This is a genomic window from Variovorax sp. PBL-E5 (assembly GCF_901827185.1).
Lineage (GTDB): Bacteria > Pseudomonadota > Gammaproteobacteria > Burkholderiales > Burkholderiaceae_C > Variovorax.
Genome location: NZ_LR594671.1, coordinates 3,191,881 through 3,209,476 on the forward strand (window position 1 = coordinate 3,191,881; position 17,596 = coordinate 3,209,476).

Annotated in this window: 17 protein-coding genes; 11 read left to right on the top strand and 6 right to left on the bottom strand. The window is 69.2% G+C overall.

Annotated features, from left to right (window positions below; genetic code table 11):
* Positions 1 to 9 precede the first annotated feature (9 nt).
* The 8 genes from WDLP6_RS15490 to WDLP6_RS15525 are packed head-to-tail and all read left to right on the top strand — an operon-like array spanning position 10 to position 7,942.
* Entirely contained in the window at positions 10 to 1,518 is a 1,509-nt protein-coding gene (locus WDLP6_RS15490; protein WP_162593056.1) for an FAD-dependent oxidoreductase, read from the top strand.
* Complete coding sequence (locus tag WDLP6_RS15495; RefSeq protein ID WP_162593057.1) at positions 1,515 to 3,143, top strand: AMP-binding protein; 1,629 nt, start codon at positions 1,515 to 1,517, stop codon at positions 3,141 to 3,143. The genes WDLP6_RS15490 and WDLP6_RS15495 overlap by 4 nt, the downstream gene beginning before the upstream one ends.
* The gene (locus WDLP6_RS15500) at positions 3,140 to 4,324 is read left to right on the top strand and encodes a thiolase C-terminal domain-containing protein (protein ID WP_162593058.1); all 1,185 of its coding nucleotides are present in this window, start codon (positions 3,140 to 3,142) and stop codon (positions 4,322 to 4,324) included. Before WDLP6_RS15495 ends, WDLP6_RS15500 begins: the two co-directional genes overlap by 4 nt.
* Positions 4,321 to 4,752: a Zn-ribbon domain-containing OB-fold protein gene (locus WDLP6_RS15505; RefSeq protein WP_162593059.1), complete on the top strand. Its 432-nt coding sequence runs from the start codon at positions 4,321 to 4,323 to the stop codon at positions 4,750 to 4,752. Before WDLP6_RS15500 ends, WDLP6_RS15505 begins: the two co-directional genes overlap by 4 nt.
* Positions 4,753 to 5,502, top strand: a complete 750-nt coding sequence (locus tag WDLP6_RS15510; RefSeq protein WP_162593060.1) for an SDR family oxidoreductase — start codon at positions 4,753 to 4,755, stop codon at positions 5,500 to 5,502.
* Positions 5,499 to 6,578: an SDR family oxidoreductase gene (locus tag WDLP6_RS15515; RefSeq protein ID WP_162593061.1), complete on the top strand. Its 1,080-nt coding sequence runs from the start codon at positions 5,499 to 5,501 to the stop codon at positions 6,576 to 6,578. Before WDLP6_RS15510 ends, WDLP6_RS15515 begins: the two co-directional genes overlap by 4 nt.
* Before the next feature lie 21 nt (positions 6,579 to 6,599).
* Positions 6,600 to 7,175 (top strand): DUF2889 domain-containing protein, encoded by a 576-nt coding sequence (locus WDLP6_RS15520; RefSeq protein WP_162593062.1) that lies wholly within the window; start codon positions 6,600 to 6,602, stop codon positions 7,173 to 7,175.
* On the top strand, positions 7,172 to 7,942 hold the full coding sequence (locus WDLP6_RS15525; protein ID WP_162593063.1) for an SDR family NAD(P)-dependent oxidoreductase: 771 nt from the start codon (positions 7,172 to 7,174) through the stop codon (positions 7,940 to 7,942). The genes WDLP6_RS15520 and WDLP6_RS15525 overlap by 4 nt, the downstream gene beginning before the upstream one ends.
* A 15-nt stretch (positions 7,943 to 7,957) precedes the next feature.
* On the opposite strand, the gene WDLP6_RS15530 is transcribed toward WDLP6_RS15525, so the two are convergent.
* Positions 7,958 to 8,866 carry a hypothetical protein gene (locus WDLP6_RS15530; RefSeq protein WP_232077078.1) on the bottom strand — a complete coding sequence of 303 codons (909 nt, stop codon included), beginning with the start codon at positions 8,864 to 8,866 and terminating at the stop codon, positions 7,958 to 7,960.
* 57 nt (positions 8,867 to 8,923) lie between these two features.
* On the bottom strand, positions 8,924 to 11,365 hold the full coding sequence (locus tag WDLP6_RS15535; RefSeq protein WP_162593064.1) for a YgiQ family radical SAM protein: 2,442 nt from the start codon (positions 11,363 to 11,365) through the stop codon (positions 8,924 to 8,926).
* A 152-nt stretch (positions 11,366 to 11,517) separates the two neighbouring features.
* On the opposite strand from WDLP6_RS15535, the gene WDLP6_RS15540 reads away from it, so the two are divergent.
* Positions 11,518 to 12,474 carry a bifunctional helix-turn-helix transcriptional regulator/GNAT family N-acetyltransferase gene (locus tag WDLP6_RS15540; protein ID WP_162593065.1) on the top strand — a complete coding sequence of 319 codons (957 nt, stop codon included), beginning with the start codon at positions 11,518 to 11,520 and terminating at the stop codon, positions 12,472 to 12,474.
* 31 nt (positions 12,475 to 12,505) lie between these two features.
* Here WDLP6_RS15540 and WDLP6_RS15545 read toward each other — a convergent pair whose 3' ends face one another.
* Genes WDLP6_RS15545 through WDLP6_RS15560 form a run of 4 tightly spaced genes read right to left on the bottom strand, consistent with a single transcriptional unit; the run spans position 12,506 to position 15,829 of the window.
* Positions 12,506 to 13,288, bottom strand: coding sequence for a 3-hydroxybutyrate dehydrogenase (locus WDLP6_RS15545; RefSeq protein ID WP_162593066.1), 783 nt, complete (start codon positions 13,286 to 13,288; stop codon positions 12,506 to 12,508).
* A 38-nt stretch (positions 13,289 to 13,326) separates the two neighbouring features.
* Positions 13,327 to 14,079, bottom strand: a complete 753-nt coding sequence (locus WDLP6_RS15550) for an acetoacetate decarboxylase (protein WP_162593067.1) — start codon at positions 14,077 to 14,079, stop codon at positions 13,327 to 13,329.
* Complete coding sequence (locus WDLP6_RS15555; protein WP_162593068.1) at positions 14,076 to 15,341, bottom strand: patatin-like phospholipase family protein; 1,266 nt, start codon at positions 15,339 to 15,341, stop codon at positions 14,076 to 14,078. The genes WDLP6_RS15550 and WDLP6_RS15555 overlap by 4 nt, the downstream gene beginning before the upstream one ends.
* A gap of 38 nt (positions 15,342 to 15,379) precedes the next feature.
* Positions 15,380 to 15,829 carry a CHRD domain-containing protein gene (locus tag WDLP6_RS15560; protein ID WP_162568038.1) on the bottom strand — a complete coding sequence of 150 codons (450 nt, stop codon included), beginning with the start codon at positions 15,827 to 15,829 and terminating at the stop codon, positions 15,380 to 15,382.
* A 109-nt stretch (positions 15,830 to 15,938) separates the two neighbouring features.
* Between WDLP6_RS15560 and WDLP6_RS15565 the strand changes: the two genes are divergently transcribed.
* Together WDLP6_RS15565 and WDLP6_RS15570 are read left to right on the top strand one after the other, a co-directional pair.
* Positions 15,939 to 16,484, top strand: coding sequence for a DUF924 family protein (locus tag WDLP6_RS15565; RefSeq protein ID WP_162593069.1), 546 nt, complete (start codon positions 15,939 to 15,941; stop codon positions 16,482 to 16,484).
* Between the two features lie 69 nt (positions 16,485 to 16,553).
* Entirely contained in the window at positions 16,554 to 17,576 is a 1,023-nt protein-coding gene (locus WDLP6_RS15570) for a Bug family tripartite tricarboxylate transporter substrate binding protein (RefSeq protein ID WP_162593070.1), read from the top strand.
* The last annotated feature ends 20 nt before the right edge of the window (positions 17,577 to 17,596 follow it).

Genomic DNA, 17,596 nt, shown 5'->3' on the forward strand with positions numbered 1-17,596 from the left:
ACCCGAAGCATGGACGCCACCGTCAACCCTTCCGCTCGCACCGTCGAGACCGACGTGCTGGTCGTCGGTGGCGGCGGCTCCGGCCTGGCCGCTGCCATCGAAGCCGCGCGCGCCGGCCGCCAGGTGGTGCTGATCGAGAAGAACCCGCAGACCGGCGGCAGCACCGGCTGGTCGGTCGGCTCGATCACCGCGACGCGCACGCCCGACCAGCAACGCAAAGGTATCGTCGACGATCCGCAGCATCACTTCGAGGACATGGCCAAGCTGGCCGGTGCGCTGCTGCCGCGCGACAACCTCGCACTGCGGCACACGCTGGTGCACAACGTGACCGACACGTTGGCCTGGCTGCGCAGCCTGGGCGTGGAGTTCTTCGGCCCCGGCGCGGAGCCGCCGCACCGCCTGCCGCGCATGCACAACGTGCTGCCGACCTCGGGCTCCTATGTCTGGCACCTCACACGCGCCGCGCGCCGCGCCGGCGTCGACATCCACCTGTCGACGCGCGCCTCGCGCATCGTGCTCGACGGCGACACGGTGTGCGGCATCGAGGCGCGCGATGCACACGACCGGCCGGTGCTCTACACCGCGCGCCATGGCGTGGTGCTGGCCGGCGGCGACTACAGCGGCAGCGTCGACTTCAAGACCCGTTACGGCTCGGCGGCGCTGGCCCGCGTGCCGGCAGTCAACACGACCAACACCGGCGACTGCCAGCGCATGGTGCTCGAGATCGGCGGCGAGGTGCTCAACGGCGACCTGATCCTCGGCCCGGTGATGCGCTTCGCGCCGCCGCCGCGCAAGGGCCTGGCGCAGCGCGTTCCGCCCTGGGCGCCGATCACGCGCACCATGGCCTGGATGCTGCATCACCTGCCGAGCACGATCGTGCGTTCGCTGGTGATGCGCTTCATGACCACCGTGCTCGGGCCCGAGGCCGCGCTGTTCGCCGACGGCGTGCTGCTGGTCGACCGCAACGGCGAGCGCATCCAGCCGATCGAAGGCAGCCTCGGCAAGGCGGTGGCTGCGGCGCCCGAGCGCAGCGCCTGGCTGATCTTCGACGACCGGCAGGCCGAACGCTACAGCGCGCCGCCGCATGCGGTGTCGACCGCGCCGGGCATCGCCTGGGCCTACTTCGGCGACTACGTCCGCACGCGGCCCGACCTGTGCACGAAGGCCGGCGACGCAACGGCGCTGGCGAAGCAGCTGGACATGCCGCCGGCCGCGCTGCTGGCCTCGCTGAACAACAGCCGCGAACCGCGGATGGGACCTTTCCATGCGCTCGGCCCGATCCACAGCTACGTCGTGCTGACCGACGGCGGCGTCAGGGTCACGCCCGAACTGCAGGTCGTGGTGCGCGGCTCGATACCGGTGCGCGGCCTCTATGCCGCGGGCTCGACCGGCCAGGGCGGGCTGCTGCTCGAAGGGCACGGCCATCATCTGGGCTGGGCCTTCACCTCGGGCCGCATCGCTGGCCGGCATGCCGCCGCGGCGACCACCACCATCCTGTCCTCCACCACGTTGCCATGAAGGAATCCTGGTCCCTGCCCGACGTGCTCGAAGCGCGCACCCGCGCCACGCCCGACCGCGCCTTCTTCTCGATGATGGGCGAGCCCGCGCTGTCGGTGGGCGAGATGGCGCTGCGCTCGCTTCGCATCGCCAACGGCCTGCGCGAACTCGGTGTCGGCTTCGGCGACCGGGTGCTGGTGATGCTGCCGAACTGCACCGAATTCATCGAGGCCTGGTTCGCGATCAACCGGCTGGGTGCGGTGCTGGTCACGGTCAACACGGCCTACCGCGGCAGCTTTCTCGAGCACCTGGCGAACAACTCGGGCGCGCGCGTGATGATCGCGTCGGGCGCCTTCGTGCCGGTGGTGCTGGCCTCGGAAGACGCGATGCCAGGCCTCGAACGCCTCGTGGTGGTCAAGCCCGACGCCGCGCAGCCCATGCGCCCGCAACGCCTGCCAACGATCGACTTCGAATCGCTGCGCGCAGCACCCGAGCGCGGTCTCGACGTGCGCGTGACGCCGCGCGATCTCGCCGCCATCGTCTACACCTCGGGCACCACGGGCAAGTCCAAGGGCGTGATGATTCCGCATGCGCAGATGGTCCTCAATCCGCACGTGTACATCGACCAGCTGGGCATCGGCCGTGACGACGTTTTCTATTCGGCCCTGCCGCTGTTCCACACCAACGCGCTGGCGCTGCAGGTGTACGGCGCGCTGATCGCCGGCTGCCGCGTGCACCTGGCACCGCAGTTCAGCGCCAGCGGCTGGCTGCCCGACGTGCGTGCCAGCGGTGCCACGGTGACCAACCTGCTGGGCGTGATGACCGACTTCGTGTTCCGCCAGCCGGCCACGCCCGAGGACGCCGACAACGCGCTGCGCATCGCCAGCGCGGTGCCGATGCCGGCCTTCGCGCCGGTCTTCGAGCAGCGCTTCGGCGTCCAGCTGGCCGAGCTGTACGGCTCGACCGAGGCCAACTGCCCGCTCTACCAGCCGCGCGACGAAGCGCGCCGCGACGGCGCCTGCGGCAAGGTGGTCAAGCGCTGGTTCGAATGCCGCATCGCCGATCCGGACACCGACCACGAGCTGCCGCACGGCGAGGTCGGCGAGTTGCAGGTGCGGCCGAAGGTCGCCGATGGCTTCATGGCCGGCTACAACGCGATGCCCGAGGAGACTGTCAAGGCCTGGCGCAACCTGTGGTTCCACACTGGCGATGCGATGCGCCGCGATGCCGATGGCTACTACTACTTCGTCGACCGCATGAAGGACTGCATCCGCCGGCGCGCAGAGAACATTTCCTCCTTCGAGGTCGAGCAGATCGTGATGCAGCACGAAGGCATCGAGGAAGCCGCCGCCATCGGCATCCGTTCGCCCGACGAGGACAACGAGCAGGAAGTGAAGATCTGCGTGGTCGCCAAGCCCGGCGCAGCGGCCGACGCGGCCGCGCTGCATGCCTTCTGTGCGGCGCGCATGCCGGCCTTCGCGGTGCCGCGCTTCATCGAATTCTGCGACGCGCTGCCGAAGACGCCGACGCAGAAAGTCCGCAAACAGGAACTGCGCGAACGCGGCGTCACGCCCGAGACCTGGGTGGCGCCGGCGCCCGCACCGCGTGGCCGCACGCCCTCTTCTTCCGGAAACAAATCCTCATGAACTTCAACAGCGCCGCATCGATCGCCGGCATCGGCTGGACCGACTACACGCGCAACTCGGGCAAGACGGTCGAGGCCCTTGCACTCGAGGCTTGCCGCAATGCGATCGAGGACGCCGGCCTCGTGCCGGCCGATGTCGACGGTATCGTGAGCTTCGGCCTCGGCGACACCGCGACCACCAGCGTCGTCGCCACCGGCCTCGGCCTGCCGGTGGTGAACCACTATGCCGACTACGGCGCCGGCGGCAACATGGCCTGCGGCGTGGTGCTGCATGCGGCGATGGCGGTGGCCACCGGGCAGGCCGACCACGTGCTGGTCTATCGCGCACTGAACGGTGCCTCGGGCGTGCGCTACGGCGGCGCGAAGTTTTCCGAGCTGCTGGCCGAGAGCAGCATCCATTCGGACGCCGAGCCGCAGTTCCTCGACACCTGCGGCATCACCATGCCGGCGCAGCACTTCGCGATGCTGTGCCGCAGGCACATGATCAAGTACGGCACGACCGACGAAGACCTGGCCGCGGTCGCGATGAACGGCCGTGCCCATGCCGCCGACAACGAACGCGCGATGAAGCGCGCGCCGATGTCGCTCGACGACTACCGCGCCTCGCCCTGGATCGCGGAACCCTTTCGCATGTACGACTGCTGCCTGCAGAGCGACGGCGCGTGCGCGCTCCTGATCACCTCCACCGAGCGCGCGCGCGACCTGCGCCACAGGCCGGTGACGGTGCGCGCCGGCATCACCGGCAGCGGTCCGGCCAACCGCGGCCTGATGTGGGGCAACTACTGGGGCGACCATTCCGAGTGCTATGCGCGCTTCATCGCCGACCGCCTGTTCGGCATGGCGGGCATCGAGCGCGGCGACCTCGACTTCGCGCAGGTCTACGACTGCTTCACCTACAGCGTGATCGGCCAGTTCGAGGATTTCGGCCTGTGCGAGAAAGGCGGCGCCGGTGCCTTCTTCCGCGAAGGGCATGCGCGCATCGGCGGCAAGCTGCCGGTCAACACGGCCGGCGGCCTCTTGTCGGAAGCCTACATCCACGGGCTCAACAACGCGGTCGAGGCCGTGAGCCAGCTGCGCGGCGACGCCGGCACGCGCCAGGTCCGCGGCGCAGAACTCGGGCTCGTGACGGCAGGCGGCGCGACCTCCACCGGCAGCGCGCTGATCCTCGGAGTCGACGCATGAACGCATCTTTGCTCGATCTTCCGCTGCCGCGTCCGACGCTGCTGACGCAGCCCTTCTGGGACGCGGCCCGCGCGCATCGGCTGATCATCCAGCGCTGCGATCGCTGCGGCAGGCTGCGCTTCTATCCGAGCGCGGGCTGCACGCATTGCGCATCGCCGGACTTCACCTGGATCGACGTCTCGGGGCGCGGCCATGTGTACAGCTGGATCGTGGTGCGGCGTTCGGTCGACCCGGCCTGGCAGCGGCGCGCGCCTTTCGTGAGCGCGATCATCGAGCTGGACGAGCAACGCGGCGTGCTCGTGCCGGGTCTGCTGACCGATATCGCGCCGGAGCAGGTGCGGGCCGACCTGCCGGTGCAGGTGTGGTTCGAGCAGGTGTCGCCGGAGATCTCGATGCCACGCTGGCGCCCGGCCGGCACGGAGGCGTAGATGCAAGCCGCGTCGCAGCGGGCGCCGAGCCGGCTGGCCATCGTCAGCGGCGCGAGCAGCGGCATCGGCAAGGCCACGGCGCTGCAGCTCGCGGCGCAGGGCTGGCGCGTGCTGGCGCTCGGCCGCCGCGCTGCCGCGCCCGCCGAATTCGCCGCACTCGATGCCATCCGCTACGGCTCGGGCGACCTGGCGCAGGAGGACGCGGCACAGCTGCTGCAGCGCGTGGCGCCGGACGCACTGGATGCGGTCGAGGCGCTGGTCCATTGCGCCGGCCATGACCTCGGCGGCGGCAAGCCCTTCGACCGGCACGCGCCCGGCGAGTGGCTGGCCGGCCTGCGCCTCAATGTCGAAGCCGCGATGCGGCTGACGCAGCTGTGCCTGCCCGCGATGCTGGCGCGCGAGGCCGGTGACATCGTCCTCATCGGCTCCATCACGGCGCGCCGCCCTGCTGCCGGCCTGGCCGCCTACAGCACCGGCAAGCACGCGCTGCGCGGCTTCGCGCAGGCCTTGCGCGCGGACTATCCGGATTCCGGCGTGCGCATCACGGAGATCGCGCCCGGCGTGGTGCGCACCGGCTTCGCCGGCAGCCGCCTGCATGGCGACACCGCGGGCGCCGATGCGTTCTACCAGGGCTTCGCACAGTTCCTCGAACCCGAGGATGTCGCGCGCGCCGTGTGCTATGCGCTCGCGCAGCCGCCGCACGTCTCGATCGCGGAGATGGTGCTGCTGCCGACGCGGGAGCGGCGATGAGCGACGTCCTGGCTGCACCGCGGCGCTGCGCATTGGTCGCGGGTGCGCTGGGCCTGGTCGGCTCGCGCCTGCTCGCGGCGCTGCACGATGGCGGCTGGCGAACCATCGGCATCGCGCGTGCCGCAGATCCGCAGCCCGGATCCGCAGAGAACCATCTGCATCTCCCGCTCGACCTGTCCGACCCGGCCGCGTGCCGGCGCCAGCTCGGGCCGCTCGCCGGCGAGGTCACGCACGTCTTCTTCGCCGCGCGCGCCAGCGACCCGGATCCGGATCGCGAGACGCGCGCCAACCTCGCGATGCTGGTGAACCTGCTCGACGGGCTCGACGACCCGCCGGGCGCGCTGTCGCATGTGTGCCTGGTGCATGGCACCAAGTGGTACGGCAGCCATCTCGGCCCCTATGCGACGCCGGCGCAGGAGGACGATCCGCGCTGCGACGCGCCGGTCTTCTACTACGCGCAGCACGACGAGATGCGGCGCCGCGCGCAACTGCGCGGCTGGACCTGGTCGACCGTGCGGCCCCACATCGTGCTCGGCGTGGGCACGCAGTACCCGCACAACTGCGTCACGCTGCTCGGCGCCTACGGCTCGCTGTGCAAGGCGATGGACCTGCCGTTTTATTTTCCCGGTTCGGACGCCGCCTTCGATGCCCTCTCGCAATGCACCGACGCCGACCTGCTGGCGCGCGCCATGATCTGGTCGGCCACCGAGGCGCGCGCCGCGAACCAGGACTACAACGTGATCAACGGCGATTACTTCCGCTGGCGCCGCCTGTGGCCGCGGCTGGCCGGATTCTTCGGGTTGCCGAGCGCGCCGGCGCGCCCGATGTCGCTGGCGCAAAGCTTCGGCGGCGCCGAGGCGCAGTGGCAGCGCATCGTCGCCGCGCACGGGCTGCTGCCGCTCGCGCTGAACCAGCTGGCCAACTGGCGCTTCGGCGACTTCCTCTTTGCCGCGACCTGGGACGACATGTCGTCCACCATCAAGCTGCGCGAGCACGGCTTCCACGACACGGTGTCGACCGAGGCTTCGCTGCTCGGCCACCTGGCGCGGATGCGCGCGGCGCGCCTGATCCCCTGACCTACCGACAAGGAACGCCGCATGCCGCTCTCCGACCCCGCGCCGCGCCGCGCCGTGCACCGGCGCCTGGTGGAAACGCAGGCCTATCGCCGCGACGACGGCCTGTGGGACGTGGAGGCCCATCTGCGCGACACCAAGGCCTTCGACATGCGGGACTTCCGCCGCGGCACGATCCCGGCCGGCGGCCCGATCCACGACATGTGGGTGCGCGTGACCATCGACACCGGCCTGGTGGTGCGCGCGGTCGAATCGTCGAGCGATGCCGCGCCCTTCGCGCCCTGCGCCGCGCGCAGCGACGAGTTCGCCGCGCTGATCGGCATGCCGATGGCCAGCGGCTGGCGCCGGCGCGTGCACGAGATCTTCGGCGGGCGCAACAGCTGCACGCACCTGGTCTCCCTGTTCGAGCCGATCGCGACGACGGCCTACCAGGCGCTGTGCGGCGGCGACGATCCTCTGGGCGAAGATCCGCTCGCGGCCAGCATGCATCAGGTGCAAAAGCCTTTCTTCGTCGACGGCTGCCGCGTCTGGCGCGAGGACGGCGAGACGGTGGCGATGGTGTTCCCCGATGCGGCGTGGCGCGCGAAGGCGTCGGCATGAGCGATGCGATGTTCAACCTGGCCGGGCGGACCGTGCTGGTGTCCGGTGCATCGAGCGGCATCGGGCTGCATGTGGCGCGGACCTTCGCGGCGGCCGGCGCGGCGGTGGCGCTCGCAGCGCGCCGCGGCGATCGCACCGAGGCCGCAGCCGCGGCATTGAACGCAGCCGGCCACCGCGCCGCATCGGTGTACCTCGACGTCACCGACGTGCGCAGCATCGCGCCGGCTTTCGATGCGGCCGAGCAGCAGCTCGGCGCGCCGGTCGACGTGCTCGTCAACAACGCCGGCGTGCTGCATGCCGAGACCTTCGTCGGTCATGCCGATGCCGACCTGGATCGCGTCATCGACACCAACCTCAAGGGCGCGTTCCGCGTCGCGCAGGAGGCGGCGCGCCGCATGCTGGCGCTGCGGCGCGGCGCGATCGTCAACGTCGCCTCGACGGCGGCCTTGCGCGCCGGCAGCTTCATGGCGAGCTATGCGGCCTCGAAGGCCGGGCTCATCCAGTTCAGCCAGGTGATGGCGCTCGAGCTGGCGGGCAAGAACATCCGCGTCAACGTGCTGTGCCCCGGCAACATCGAGACCGACATGCAGGCCACGCTGACCGACCGGGGCTTTCACGACGCGATGCTCAAGCGCACGCCGATGCGCCGCTTCGGCGTCCCCGAGGATCTCGATGGCGCCTTTCTGCTGCTGGCGTCCGATGCCGGCCGCTACATCACGGGTGCCGTGCTCACGGTCGACGGCGGGCAGACGCTGAGCTGGATGTGAGGCGCCGGTGCGCGCTCAGCGCGCGGCGGCCTCGCGTTCGCGGTCGGCACGCTTCAACGCCAGGTAGGTCGCGAGATCGGTTTCATCCAGCTGCTCCGGATACTGCGCGATGGCGCCGAACCACTGGTGCAGCCGCGCCTCGAAGCGCTGCGGCGCCGGCACGGCAACGCCGTCCAGATAGGCATCGAGCGTGAGGAAATAGCGCATCGCGTTGCGCTCCACCAGGCCGCGCAGGCCATGGATGTATGCGGGCCGGCCTTCGGCATCGATGCCCACCACCGTGAAGCCGACCTTGTGGCGGCCGAAGGTCGCGAGATAGGCCATGGTGGCGAGCCGCGCCATCATGTGGTGGTCGTAGGCATAGCCGAAATGCAGGAAGGTCTGGCGCGGGTTCAGCGCGACGGCTTCGAGCGCCACACGGTGGTTGCGCGTGCCCAGCGGACCGGCCGCGGCATGCAGGTCGATCGCGAGGTAGTCGCGCGCGTTGCTCGCATTGCGCCAGTCGAACGCGATCTCGATCGCCTGCTCGACCGGCTTGTCGTAGCGGCGCACCACGCTCAGCGTGAGCGTGTCGCCTTCGGGCCGCCGCGTCACGCGGCAGCGCCGGTTGTCGATGTGCAGCACCAGCATCTCGCACCAGGGCGCCGCATCGCCGAGTGTGTCGCGCACCTCGTCCAGCGGGTGGTCGACGATGGCATAGACATCGCCCTGCACGCCGTCGGACGTCTCGGACGAATCGAGGTGGACCGGACGGTTCAGGCTGCTGTGCGCGAGCGCGTCGGCCAGCTGGTGCTGCATGTCGCGCAAGGCCTGCGCCGACCCGGCCTCCGGCGCCGCCCGCGATGCAAGCGCCAGCGCGCCGAGCGCGAGCCCCAGACCGATGCGAAGAAGGCAGCGACACGCGATGACCCGCAGGCGATTCATGCCCGACACCATACAACGGCGTGGGCCGCGTGCAAACGCGCGCAGCGAGGCGCCGGCTCAGCGGCCCTTGCGGATCGCCTTGGTGCCGGCAGGCCTCGCGCGGCCCGCGCCGTTGTCGCGCGGCGGCAGGCCGGTGTGCTGCGTGAGGATGCGGCCCTTGGGCGGCTGGACCGGCGTCATGGCCTTGGGCTCGACCGCGGTCGAGTTCTTGCGCCGCGCGCTCTGGTAGCTGCCGTCGGTGAGCGGTTGCCAGGTCGGGATCAGGTGCTGCTTGCCGTTGCCGATCAGGTCGGCGCGGCCCATGGCCTTGAGCGCCTCGCGCAAGAGCGGCCAGTTGTTGGCATCGTGGTAGCGCAGGAAGGCCTTGTGCAGGCGGCGGCGCTTGTCGCCGCGCACGATGTCCACGGTCTCGCTGGTGCGCGTGATCTTGCGCAGCGGATTGCGGTCGGTGTGGTACATCGTCGTCGCGGTGGCCATCGGCGACGGATAGAAGGTCTGCACCTGGTCGGCGCGAAAGCCGTTCTTCTTGAGCCAGATCGCGAGGTTCATCATGTCCTCGTCGCTGGTGCCCGGATGGGCGGCGATGAAGTACGGGATCAGGTACTGCTTCTTGCCCGCCTCGGCGCTGAACCTGTCGAACATCTGCTTGAACTTGTCGTAGCTGCCGATGCCGGGCTTCATCATCTTGGTGAGCGGGCCCTGCTCGGTGTGCTCGGGCGCGATCTTGAGGTAGCCGCCGACGTGGTGCTGCACGAGCTCCTTCACGTACTCGGGTGACTGCACGGCCAGGTCGTAGCGCAGGCCGGAGCCGATCAGGATCTTCTTGATGCCCTTGAGCGCACGCGCGCGGCGATAGATCTTGATCAGCGGATCGTGGCTGGTGTTGAGGTTCGGGCAGATGCCCGGGTAGACGCAGCTCGGCTTGCGGCAGGCCGATTCGATCGCGGGCGACTTGCAGCCGATGCGGTACATGTTGGCGGTCGGCCCGCCCAGGTCGGAGATGGTGCCGGTGAAGCCCTTCACCGAATCGCGGATCGCCTCGACCTCCTTGATGATCGAGTCCTCGGAACGGCTCTGGATGATGCGGCCTTCGTGCTCGGTGATCGAGCAGAAGGTGCAGCCGCCGAAGCAGCCGCGCATGATGTTGACGCTGAAGCGGATCATTTCCCAGGCCGGGATCTTGGTCGCGCCGTCGTGGCTGCCGTTCTCGTCGGCGTAGCGCGGATGCGGGCTGCGCGCATAGGGCAGATCGAACACGTGGTCCATCTCGGCCGTGGTGAGCGGGATCGGCGGCGGGTTGATCCAGACGTCGCGCGCGGTCGCGCCTTCGCCATGGGCCTGCACCAGCGCGCGTGCATTGCCGGGGTTGGTCTCGAGGTGCAGCACGCGGTTGGCGTGGGCGTAGAGGATGGGGTCGGCGCGCACTTGCTCGAACGAGGGCAGGCGGATCACGGAGCGGTCGCGCGGCGGGACTTTGAGCCGGCCGTCCGGTTTGACTCCCTCCCCCTCTGGGGGAGGGTTGGGGTGGGGGCTCTGCGCCTTGCGCAAGCTCGGATTGGGGATGAATCGGAGCGGCTGCGCCGCGCCCCCACCCCGGCCCTCCCCCAGAGGGAGAGGGAGCAAGACAGGGCCTCGCGCCTCCGCCGCGGCGGCCACCGCCTGCGCCTCGTCCTCCTTCGCACAGCTCGCCCCATTCGCCTTCGCCTGCTCCGACACCATCAGGTACGGATTGACGTGCGCCTCGACGCGCCCGGGCTCGTCGACGCTGGTCGAATCGATCTCGAACCAGCCCTCCGGCGTCTCGCGCCGCACGAAGGCGGTGCCGCGCACATCGGTGATCTGCTGCACCGGCTCGCGCGCGGCGAGGCGGTGCGCGATCTCGACGATCGCGCGTTCGGCATTGCCGTAGAGCAGCAGGTCGCACTTGGCATCGACCACGATCGAACGCCGCACCTTGTCCTGCCAGTAGTCGTAGTGGGCGATGCGGCGCAGCGACCCCTCGATGCCGCCGAGCACGATCGGCACGTCGCTCCAGGCTTCCTTGCAGCGCTGCGAGTAGACGATGGCCGCGCGATCGGGCCGCTGGCCGCCGACGTCGCCGGGCGTGTAGGCGTCGTCGCTGCGGATCTTGCGGTCCGCGGTGTAGCGGTTGATCATCGAATCCATGTTGCCGGCGGTGATGCCGAAGAACAGGTTCGGCTTGCCCAGCACCTTGAACGGGTCGGCGCTCTGCCAGTCGGGCTGCGCGATGATGCCGACGCGAAAGCCCTGTGCTTCCAGCATGCGGCCGATCACCGCCATGCCGAAGCTCGGATGGTCGACGTAGGCATCGCCGGTGACGACGACGATGTCGCAGCTGTCCCAGCCGAGGGCTTCCATCTCCGCCCGCGAGGTCGGCAGGAACTTCGCCGTGCCGAAACGCGCCGCCCAGTACTTGCGGTAACTGGTCAGCGGCTTGGCGGCGCGCGTGAAGAAGGAGACGTCGACGGGGGCGTTCATCGGGAAGGAGGACGGCAGGACATGCCGCAGGGGCCCGTTTCGGGCAACCCTTGATTTTACGAGCTTGTGCGTGCGCTGTCGCCCCAAAGGCCATATGGCATGACGGGAGGCGCCCCGTCAATTACTTGCTTTTGTCAATCATTCATTTGACAATGGCAATCATGCCTGCCTCAACCGCCCCACCCTCCGACGCCGCCGCCGTCAAGGCGATCCGCCAGTTCAACCGCTTCTACACGCGCCGCATCGGCGCCCTCGACCCCTATCTGGGCAGCGACATGTCGCTCACCGACGTGCGCGTGCTGTACGAGCTGGCGCACCGCGAGACGCCGGTCGCGAGCGAGATCGGCCGCGACCTGAGCCTCGATGGCGGCTACCTCAGCCGCATCCTGCGCCGCTTCGAGGACCAGGGCTGGCTCACGCGCGAAACGCACGCACGCGATGCGCGCCAGAGCGTGCTGCGCCTGACCGAGGCCGGCCACCAGGCCTTCGCGCCGCTGCAGCAGAAGTCGCGCGACGAAGCCGGCGCCCTGCTCGCACCGCTGTCTGCCGCGCAGCGCGCGCAGCTGATCGGCGCCATGGGCACGCTGCAATCGCTGCTCGGCCCGGCCGCTGCCGCGCCGGGCAAGCCGCGGGCCGCCGTGCTGCGCGATCCCGCGCCCGGCGACATCGGCTGGGTGGTGCAGCAGCATGGCGAAATCTATGCCCGCGAATACGGATGGAACAGCGAGTTCGAAGCGCTCGTGGCCGACATCGCGGCCCGCTTCCTGCGCAAGTTCCAGCCCGCCTGGGAACGCTGCTGGATCGCCGAGCTCGACGGCGAGCGCGTCGGCTGCGTGTTCGTGGCGCGCAAGTCGGCGACCGTCGCCCAGCTGCGGCTGCTGATCCTCACGCCGCAGGCCCGCGGCCTCGGCCTCGGCGCGCGGCTCACCGACGAATGCATCGCCTTCGCGCGCAGCAAGGGCTACAGGAAGATGGTGCTCTGGACCAACAGCTGCCTGAGCGCCGCGCGCGGCATCTACGCTGCGCGCGGCTTCAGGCGCACGAAATCCGAGCCCTATGAGGGCTTCGGCCAGCAGCTGGTCGGAGAGACCTGGGAACTGAGGCTATAGAGGGTGCGCGTGGCTTGGGGGCGAGCCAACGTTATTGCATGAACCAGCCATGGCTCACCACCAAGGACTGGCCCGTGAGCGCATTCGTAGGAAAGGCCGCAAACAGCAGCGCGACGCGTGCCACGTCGTCGGTGGTGGTGAATTCGCCATCGACCGTGTCCTTGAGCATCACGTTCTTCACCACCTGGTCCTCGGTGATGCCCAGCGTCTTGGCCTGCTCCGGAATCTGCTTCTCGACCAGCGGCGTGCGCACGAAGCCCGGGCAGATCACGTTGGCACGCACGTTGTGTTTCGCGCCCTCCTTGGCGACGGTCTTGGCCAGGCCGATCAGGCCATGCTTGGCGGTGACATACGGCGCCTTGAGCAGCGATGCCTCCTTGGAGTGCACCGAGCCCATGTAGATCACGCTGCCGCCGCGGCCTTGCGCGTACATGTGCTTGAGGCAGGCCTTGGTGGTGAGAAAGGCGCCGTCGAGATGGATGGCCAGCATCTTCTTCCAGTCGGAAAAAGTGAACTCCTCCACCGGATGCACGATCTGGATGCCGGCGTTGCTGATCAGGATGTCGATGCCGCCGAAGGCCGCCACGGCCTCTTCGACGCCGGCATTCACCTGGTCTTCCACCGTGACGTCCATCGCGACGCCGATGGCCTGCGCGCCGGTGGCCTTGAGTTCGGCGGCCGTGGCATCGGCGGCTTCCTTGTTCAGGTCGGCAATCACGACCTTTGCGCCTTCCTGGGCGAAGACGATGGCGATTTCCTTGCCGATGCCGCTGGCCGAGCCGGTGATGAAGGCGACCTTGTCCTTGAGTTGCATGAGCGTTTTCTCCGTGGTGGATGGTGGGTTTGAAAGAATCAGGCCGCGAGATAGTCGTGTTCGACCGTCCCCAGCGCGAGGGTCATGTCGGCAATGTAATGGACGGCCGAGACAATCTCGCGCACGGGCAGCTCCGCCACGGGAGCGAGTGCGTGGGGATGCAGTTCCAGCGACGCCGGGCCGGTCCATGCGCCCTTGAGATTCACGTCGATCATGTGGTAGCGCACCAGCTCGCAGATGCGCGGCGTGCCGTCGACATGCGGGATGATCTTGAGCAGGAAATTGGGCTGCGCGATGCCTGCGAGCACCGGTGCCGGATCGAGCGCGCGGTGCTTGAAGCCCATGGTCGCCGTGGCGACGCGCACCTTGCCGTAATCGAGCGTGCCGACGATGGTGTCGGTCTCGTAGTCGAGCATCGGCGCGGCCAGCTTCTTCGGAAAGCCCCAGAGCTCGCGGCCGCCGGCGATCGGCGGATGGTCGTTGAGGTACATCGCATGCACGTACGCACCCTGCTCCACGCCCTTGTCGGTGCGCAGCTGGACCGGGATGACCTGCCCCGATTCGGTGTAGTCGCCGAAGCCGGTGGAGTCGGGCATGCGGATGAATTCGTACTTGACCAGCGGCTCGACGATCTCGAGCGGCTCGGGCACCACCGCGCGCAGCGCATCGGGGTCGGTGCGGTAGGTCACGATCAGGAATTCCCGCTGCATGAAGCGGTAGGGCCCGGGCGGAAACGCCGGGCTGGTGAGCGGCATCGCGAAGGCGTTGCGGCGGATGTCGCCGATCTTCATAGAACTCCCTTGGAACGAAGCTTCAATTCCACCTTGCCGGTCAGCGCAGGGCTTTCGCCGCCCCGGGCCGGCCGCCTCGACGACGGCCCCATCGGCCGCCTGACGCGCGGCACGCCCGGTTCGCACAGGTCGAAGGTGGTCACGCCGTCGGACTGCACATCGCTGCGCAGCGCCTCGGGATGGGCGAGCGTGAGGCGCATGTCGCGCATGCCGGCCTCCCAGTGCGCCTCGACCGTCGCGCGCGAGAACTCGTAGTCCTTCGAATCGAGCTCGTAGGGCTTGTCGCGGTAGATCAGGTGGAAGATGTCGATCGGCTGGCGCGTGAGCTGCGCCTGCACGGCCGCTACCGACGGATCGCTGCGCAGATGGGCCGGCAGCTTGTCGATAAGGTCGGCGATGGCCTGCTGCAGGTTCATGTTGGACGCCAGCGCGTCGGTGTTCATGCGGGTGCGGCTGGAGTAAGTGATGTCCTTCTGGCGCTCCATCACCTGCGAGAGGGTCTTGGGCATCAGGCCGTGCGCGCTGAACAGGTCCACCTGCAGCACCACCAGCGGCTCGGTGCCGGGATGGGTGTCGAGCACGTACTGGATCGGCGTGTTGGACACGAGGCCGCCATCCCAGTAATCGTCGCCACCGATGTGCACCGGCGGAAAGCCCGGCGGCAGCGCGCCGCTGGCCATGATGTGCTCGGGTCCGATGCGCTGCACGGTGTTGTCGAAGTAGATCGAATTGCCGGTGCGCACGTTGACGGCACCGACGCTGAAGCGGGTGTCGCCCTCGTTGATGCGGTCGAAATCGACCAGCCGCTCGAGCGTCTGCCTGAGCGGTGCCGTGTCGTAGTAGCTCAGGAGCGGCGCGGCGCCGCCCAGCAGCAGTTCCGGCGACAGCCGGGGCAAGAAAAAGCCGGGAATCCCGGCCACCACCGCCATCGTCGCGCTCCACTGTTTCAGGGAGGCCTGTTCGCCCAGCCAGGCCGGCCATCGCTGTGCAGGCGCGGACGAGACGAGCTCCCAGAATGCGCGCAGCCGTTCCACGCGCTTGTCGGGCGGGTTGCCGGCGATCAGCGCTGCATTGATGGCGCCGATCGACACGCCGGCGATCCAGCCGGGCTGGTAGTCGGTGCCGCAGAGGGCTTCGTACACGCCGGCCTGATAGGCGCCGAGCGCACCGCCACCCTGCAGCACCAGGGCCTTGGGCGCAGCCCGCATGTCGGCGCGCCGGTGACCCGGAAATTCGATGGCGGAGCGGCTCGTTTTCTTCATGCCTCCATTGGACACGAAGCGAGCGACTCCGGCCTGACTTACATCTTCGGCAGCATCTGGCCGCGGATCTCGCCGCCCGCGTTGGCCGCCGTGTGCACGTTGGCATACCAGCGGCCGGACATCAGATCGGCCGCCTGGGCCGGCGTGAGTGTCGCCTCGCCTTCGATCGGGCTGACCGGCTTGGCGAACGGCAGCACGACCGGCGCATTGGCGCCCGCTGCGGCCGGACCGTGGAAATGCGCCGCCGTGGCCGGACCGCTCAGGCCTTCGAAGGTGATCTTGTACTTGAGGACGTTGGTGTCCTTGTTCAGCCAGGCTTCGGCCATGCCGCTGCCGCGCGTCATGTTGGGCGGCACTTCGCTGGCCGCGTTCATCGCGCCGCTGAAGCTCGCGATATGGGACTTCGACATCATCCCGCAGCCCGCGAGGGCCACGGTCGCGACGCCGGTGACGAGAGCCATGCGCAAAAGGGTGCCGTATCGGTTCATGTGCGTTCTCCAGCAACAGTTTCAGGAGCGGCCAGCATAGGGCAAGGGCGGGTCCCTTCCATGTCGGCCGCAAGCCCGTCTTTAAGCTTCGGCTGGCATCATCCGCGGCATGGACACCCTGCCCTCTGCCCGCGACGTCGCGGCCTTCTGGCGCGAAGCCGGCCCCAAGCGATGGTTCGCAAAGAACGCAGCCTTCGACGCCGAGTTCAAGTCGCGTTTCGAGGCCGCGCACCATGCCGCCGCGACCGGCGCCCTCGACGGCTGGGCCGCCGGCGCCGAAGGCGCGTTGGCGCTGCTGGTCCTGCTCGACCAGTTCCCGCGCAATGCCTGGCGCGGCAGCGGCCACATGTTCGCCACCGATGGCCTGGCCGTGCGCATCGCGCGCGCAGCGATCGAAGCCGGCCTGGACCAGCAGATCGACGTGGCGCTCCGTCCCTTCTTCTACCTCCCCTTCATGCATTCGGAGGCGCTGGCCGACCAGGAACGGTCGGTCGAGCTCAACGGCCGGCTCGATGCGGACACGCGCCGCTACGCCGTGCTTCACCGCGACATCGTCGCCCGCTTCGGCCGCTTTCCGCATCGCAATCGGGCCCTCGGGCGCAGCACGACCGAAGAGGAGCAGCGATTCCTGGATGAAGGCGGTTTCTCGGGATGAATCATTGGACTTGCAAGGTATAGAACCATCTAATACATTTGACGCTTTCCAACGATCGAAGGCAGTCCGATGGATCTCACGCCCGACCCGAAAGCGCCGACACGCCGCGACTTCCTGTCCCTGGCCGGCGGCGGTGCTGCCGCTGCGTTCGCATCAGGCCTGCTGGGCACGGGGTCCGCGCGGGCCGAAAGTGCTTTCCCGGACCACGCGCTGCGCCTGGTCGTTCCCTTTCCCGCCGGCGGCCCGACCGACATCGTCGCGCGGCCGCTGGCCTTCCTGCTGGCCGATCCGCTGAAGCAGCAGGTCGTGGTCGACAACCGCGGCGGCGCCGGCGGCGCGATCGGGGCCGAGCTGGTCGCCAAGTCCCCGCCCGACGGCTACACGCTGCTGCTCGGCACGGTCGGCACGCAGGCCATCAACGCCTCGCTCTACAAGAAGCTGCCCTACGATCCGGCCCACGACTTCACCGCGCTCGGGCTGGTCGCGAGCGGTCCGGTCGCGCTGGTCGCCAACACCGCGGCTCCGTTCTCGAACGTGGCCCAATTCATCGCCGCCGCCAAGGCCCAGCCGGGAGCGATCACCTTCGGCTCGGCCGGCAACGGCACGCCGGGCCACTTGACCGGCGTGCTGTTCTCGAAGGCCGCGGGCATCCAATTGCGGCATGTGCCCTACCGCGGCAGCGCGCCGGCCGTCACCGATCTGCTCGGCAACCAGATCACCGTCATGTTCGACCCGCTGCAATCGGTGCTGACGCAGGTGCAGGCTGGCAAGCTGCGCCCGCTGGCGGTCAGTGGCACCACGCGCTCGCCGGTGCTGCCGAACGTGCCCACGATGGCCGAGGCGGGGCTCCAGGGCTTTGCCGCCGAGGCCTGGTGGGGCGCCTACGGGCCCGCCAACCTGCCGGCGGCCGTGGCTCAGACCTTGCGCACGGAGATCGAACGGGTGGTCCGCTCCGATGCCTTTCGCGACAAGCTCGCGAGCCTGGGCGTGCTGCCCACCCCCATGACCGGCGAAGCCTTCGCGGAATTCAATCGCAGCGAGCTCGCCAAGTGGGGCAAGGCGGTGCGCGATTCCGGCGCCTCGCTGGACTGATGTCCCTCCACCACCACGAC

Coding starts and splice junctions, on each gene's coding strand:
- WDLP6_RS15545 (WP_162593066.1), bottom strand. CDS start 13,288: ATGCAACTCAAGGACAAGGTCGCCTTCATCACCGGCTCGGCCAGCGGC.
- WDLP6_RS15490 (WP_162593056.1), top strand. CDS start 10: ATGGACGCCACCGTCAACCCTTCCGCTCGCACCGTCGAGACCGACGTG.
- WDLP6_RS15500 (WP_162593058.1), top strand. CDS start 3,140: ATGAACTTCAACAGCGCCGCATCGATCGCCGGCATCGGCTGGACCGAC.
- WDLP6_RS15515 (WP_162593061.1), top strand. CDS start 5,499: ATGAGCGACGTCCTGGCTGCACCGCGGCGCTGCGCATTGGTCGCGGGT.
- WDLP6_RS15530 (WP_232077078.1), bottom strand. CDS start 8,866: ATGAATCGCCTGCGGGTCATCGCGTGTCGCTGCCTTCTTCGCATCGGT.
- WDLP6_RS15570 (WP_162593070.1), top strand. CDS start 16,554: ATGGATCTCACGCCCGACCCGAAAGCGCCGACACGCCGCGACTTCCTG.
- WDLP6_RS15565 (WP_162593069.1), top strand. CDS start 15,939: ATGGACACCCTGCCCTCTGCCCGCGACGTCGCGGCCTTCTGGCGCGAA.
- WDLP6_RS15520 (WP_162593062.1), top strand. CDS start 6,600: ATGCCGCTCTCCGACCCCGCGCCGCGCCGCGCCGTGCACCGGCGCCTG.
- WDLP6_RS15555 (WP_162593068.1), bottom strand. CDS start 15,341: ATGAAGAAAACGAGCCGCTCCGCCATCGAATTTCCGGGTCACCGGCGC.
- WDLP6_RS15495 (WP_162593057.1), top strand. CDS start 1,515: ATGAAGGAATCCTGGTCCCTGCCCGACGTGCTCGAAGCGCGCACCCGC.
- WDLP6_RS15550 (WP_162593067.1), bottom strand. CDS start 14,079: ATGAAGATCGGCGACATCCGCCGCAACGCCTTCGCGATGCCGCTCACC.
- WDLP6_RS15560 (WP_162568038.1), bottom strand. CDS start 15,829: ATGAACCGATACGGCACCCTTTTGCGCATGGCTCTCGTCACCGGCGTC.
- WDLP6_RS15540 (WP_162593065.1), top strand. CDS start 11,518: ATGGCAATCATGCCTGCCTCAACCGCCCCACCCTCCGACGCCGCCGCC.
- WDLP6_RS15505 (WP_162593059.1), top strand. CDS start 4,321: ATGAACGCATCTTTGCTCGATCTTCCGCTGCCGCGTCCGACGCTGCTG.
- WDLP6_RS15535 (WP_162593064.1), bottom strand. CDS start 11,365: ATGAACGCCCCCGTCGACGTCTCCTTCTTCACGCGCGCCGCCAAGCCG.
- WDLP6_RS15525 (WP_162593063.1), top strand. CDS start 7,172: ATGAGCGATGCGATGTTCAACCTGGCCGGGCGGACCGTGCTGGTGTCC.
- WDLP6_RS15510 (WP_162593060.1), top strand. CDS start 4,753: ATGCAAGCCGCGTCGCAGCGGGCGCCGAGCCGGCTGGCCATCGTCAGC.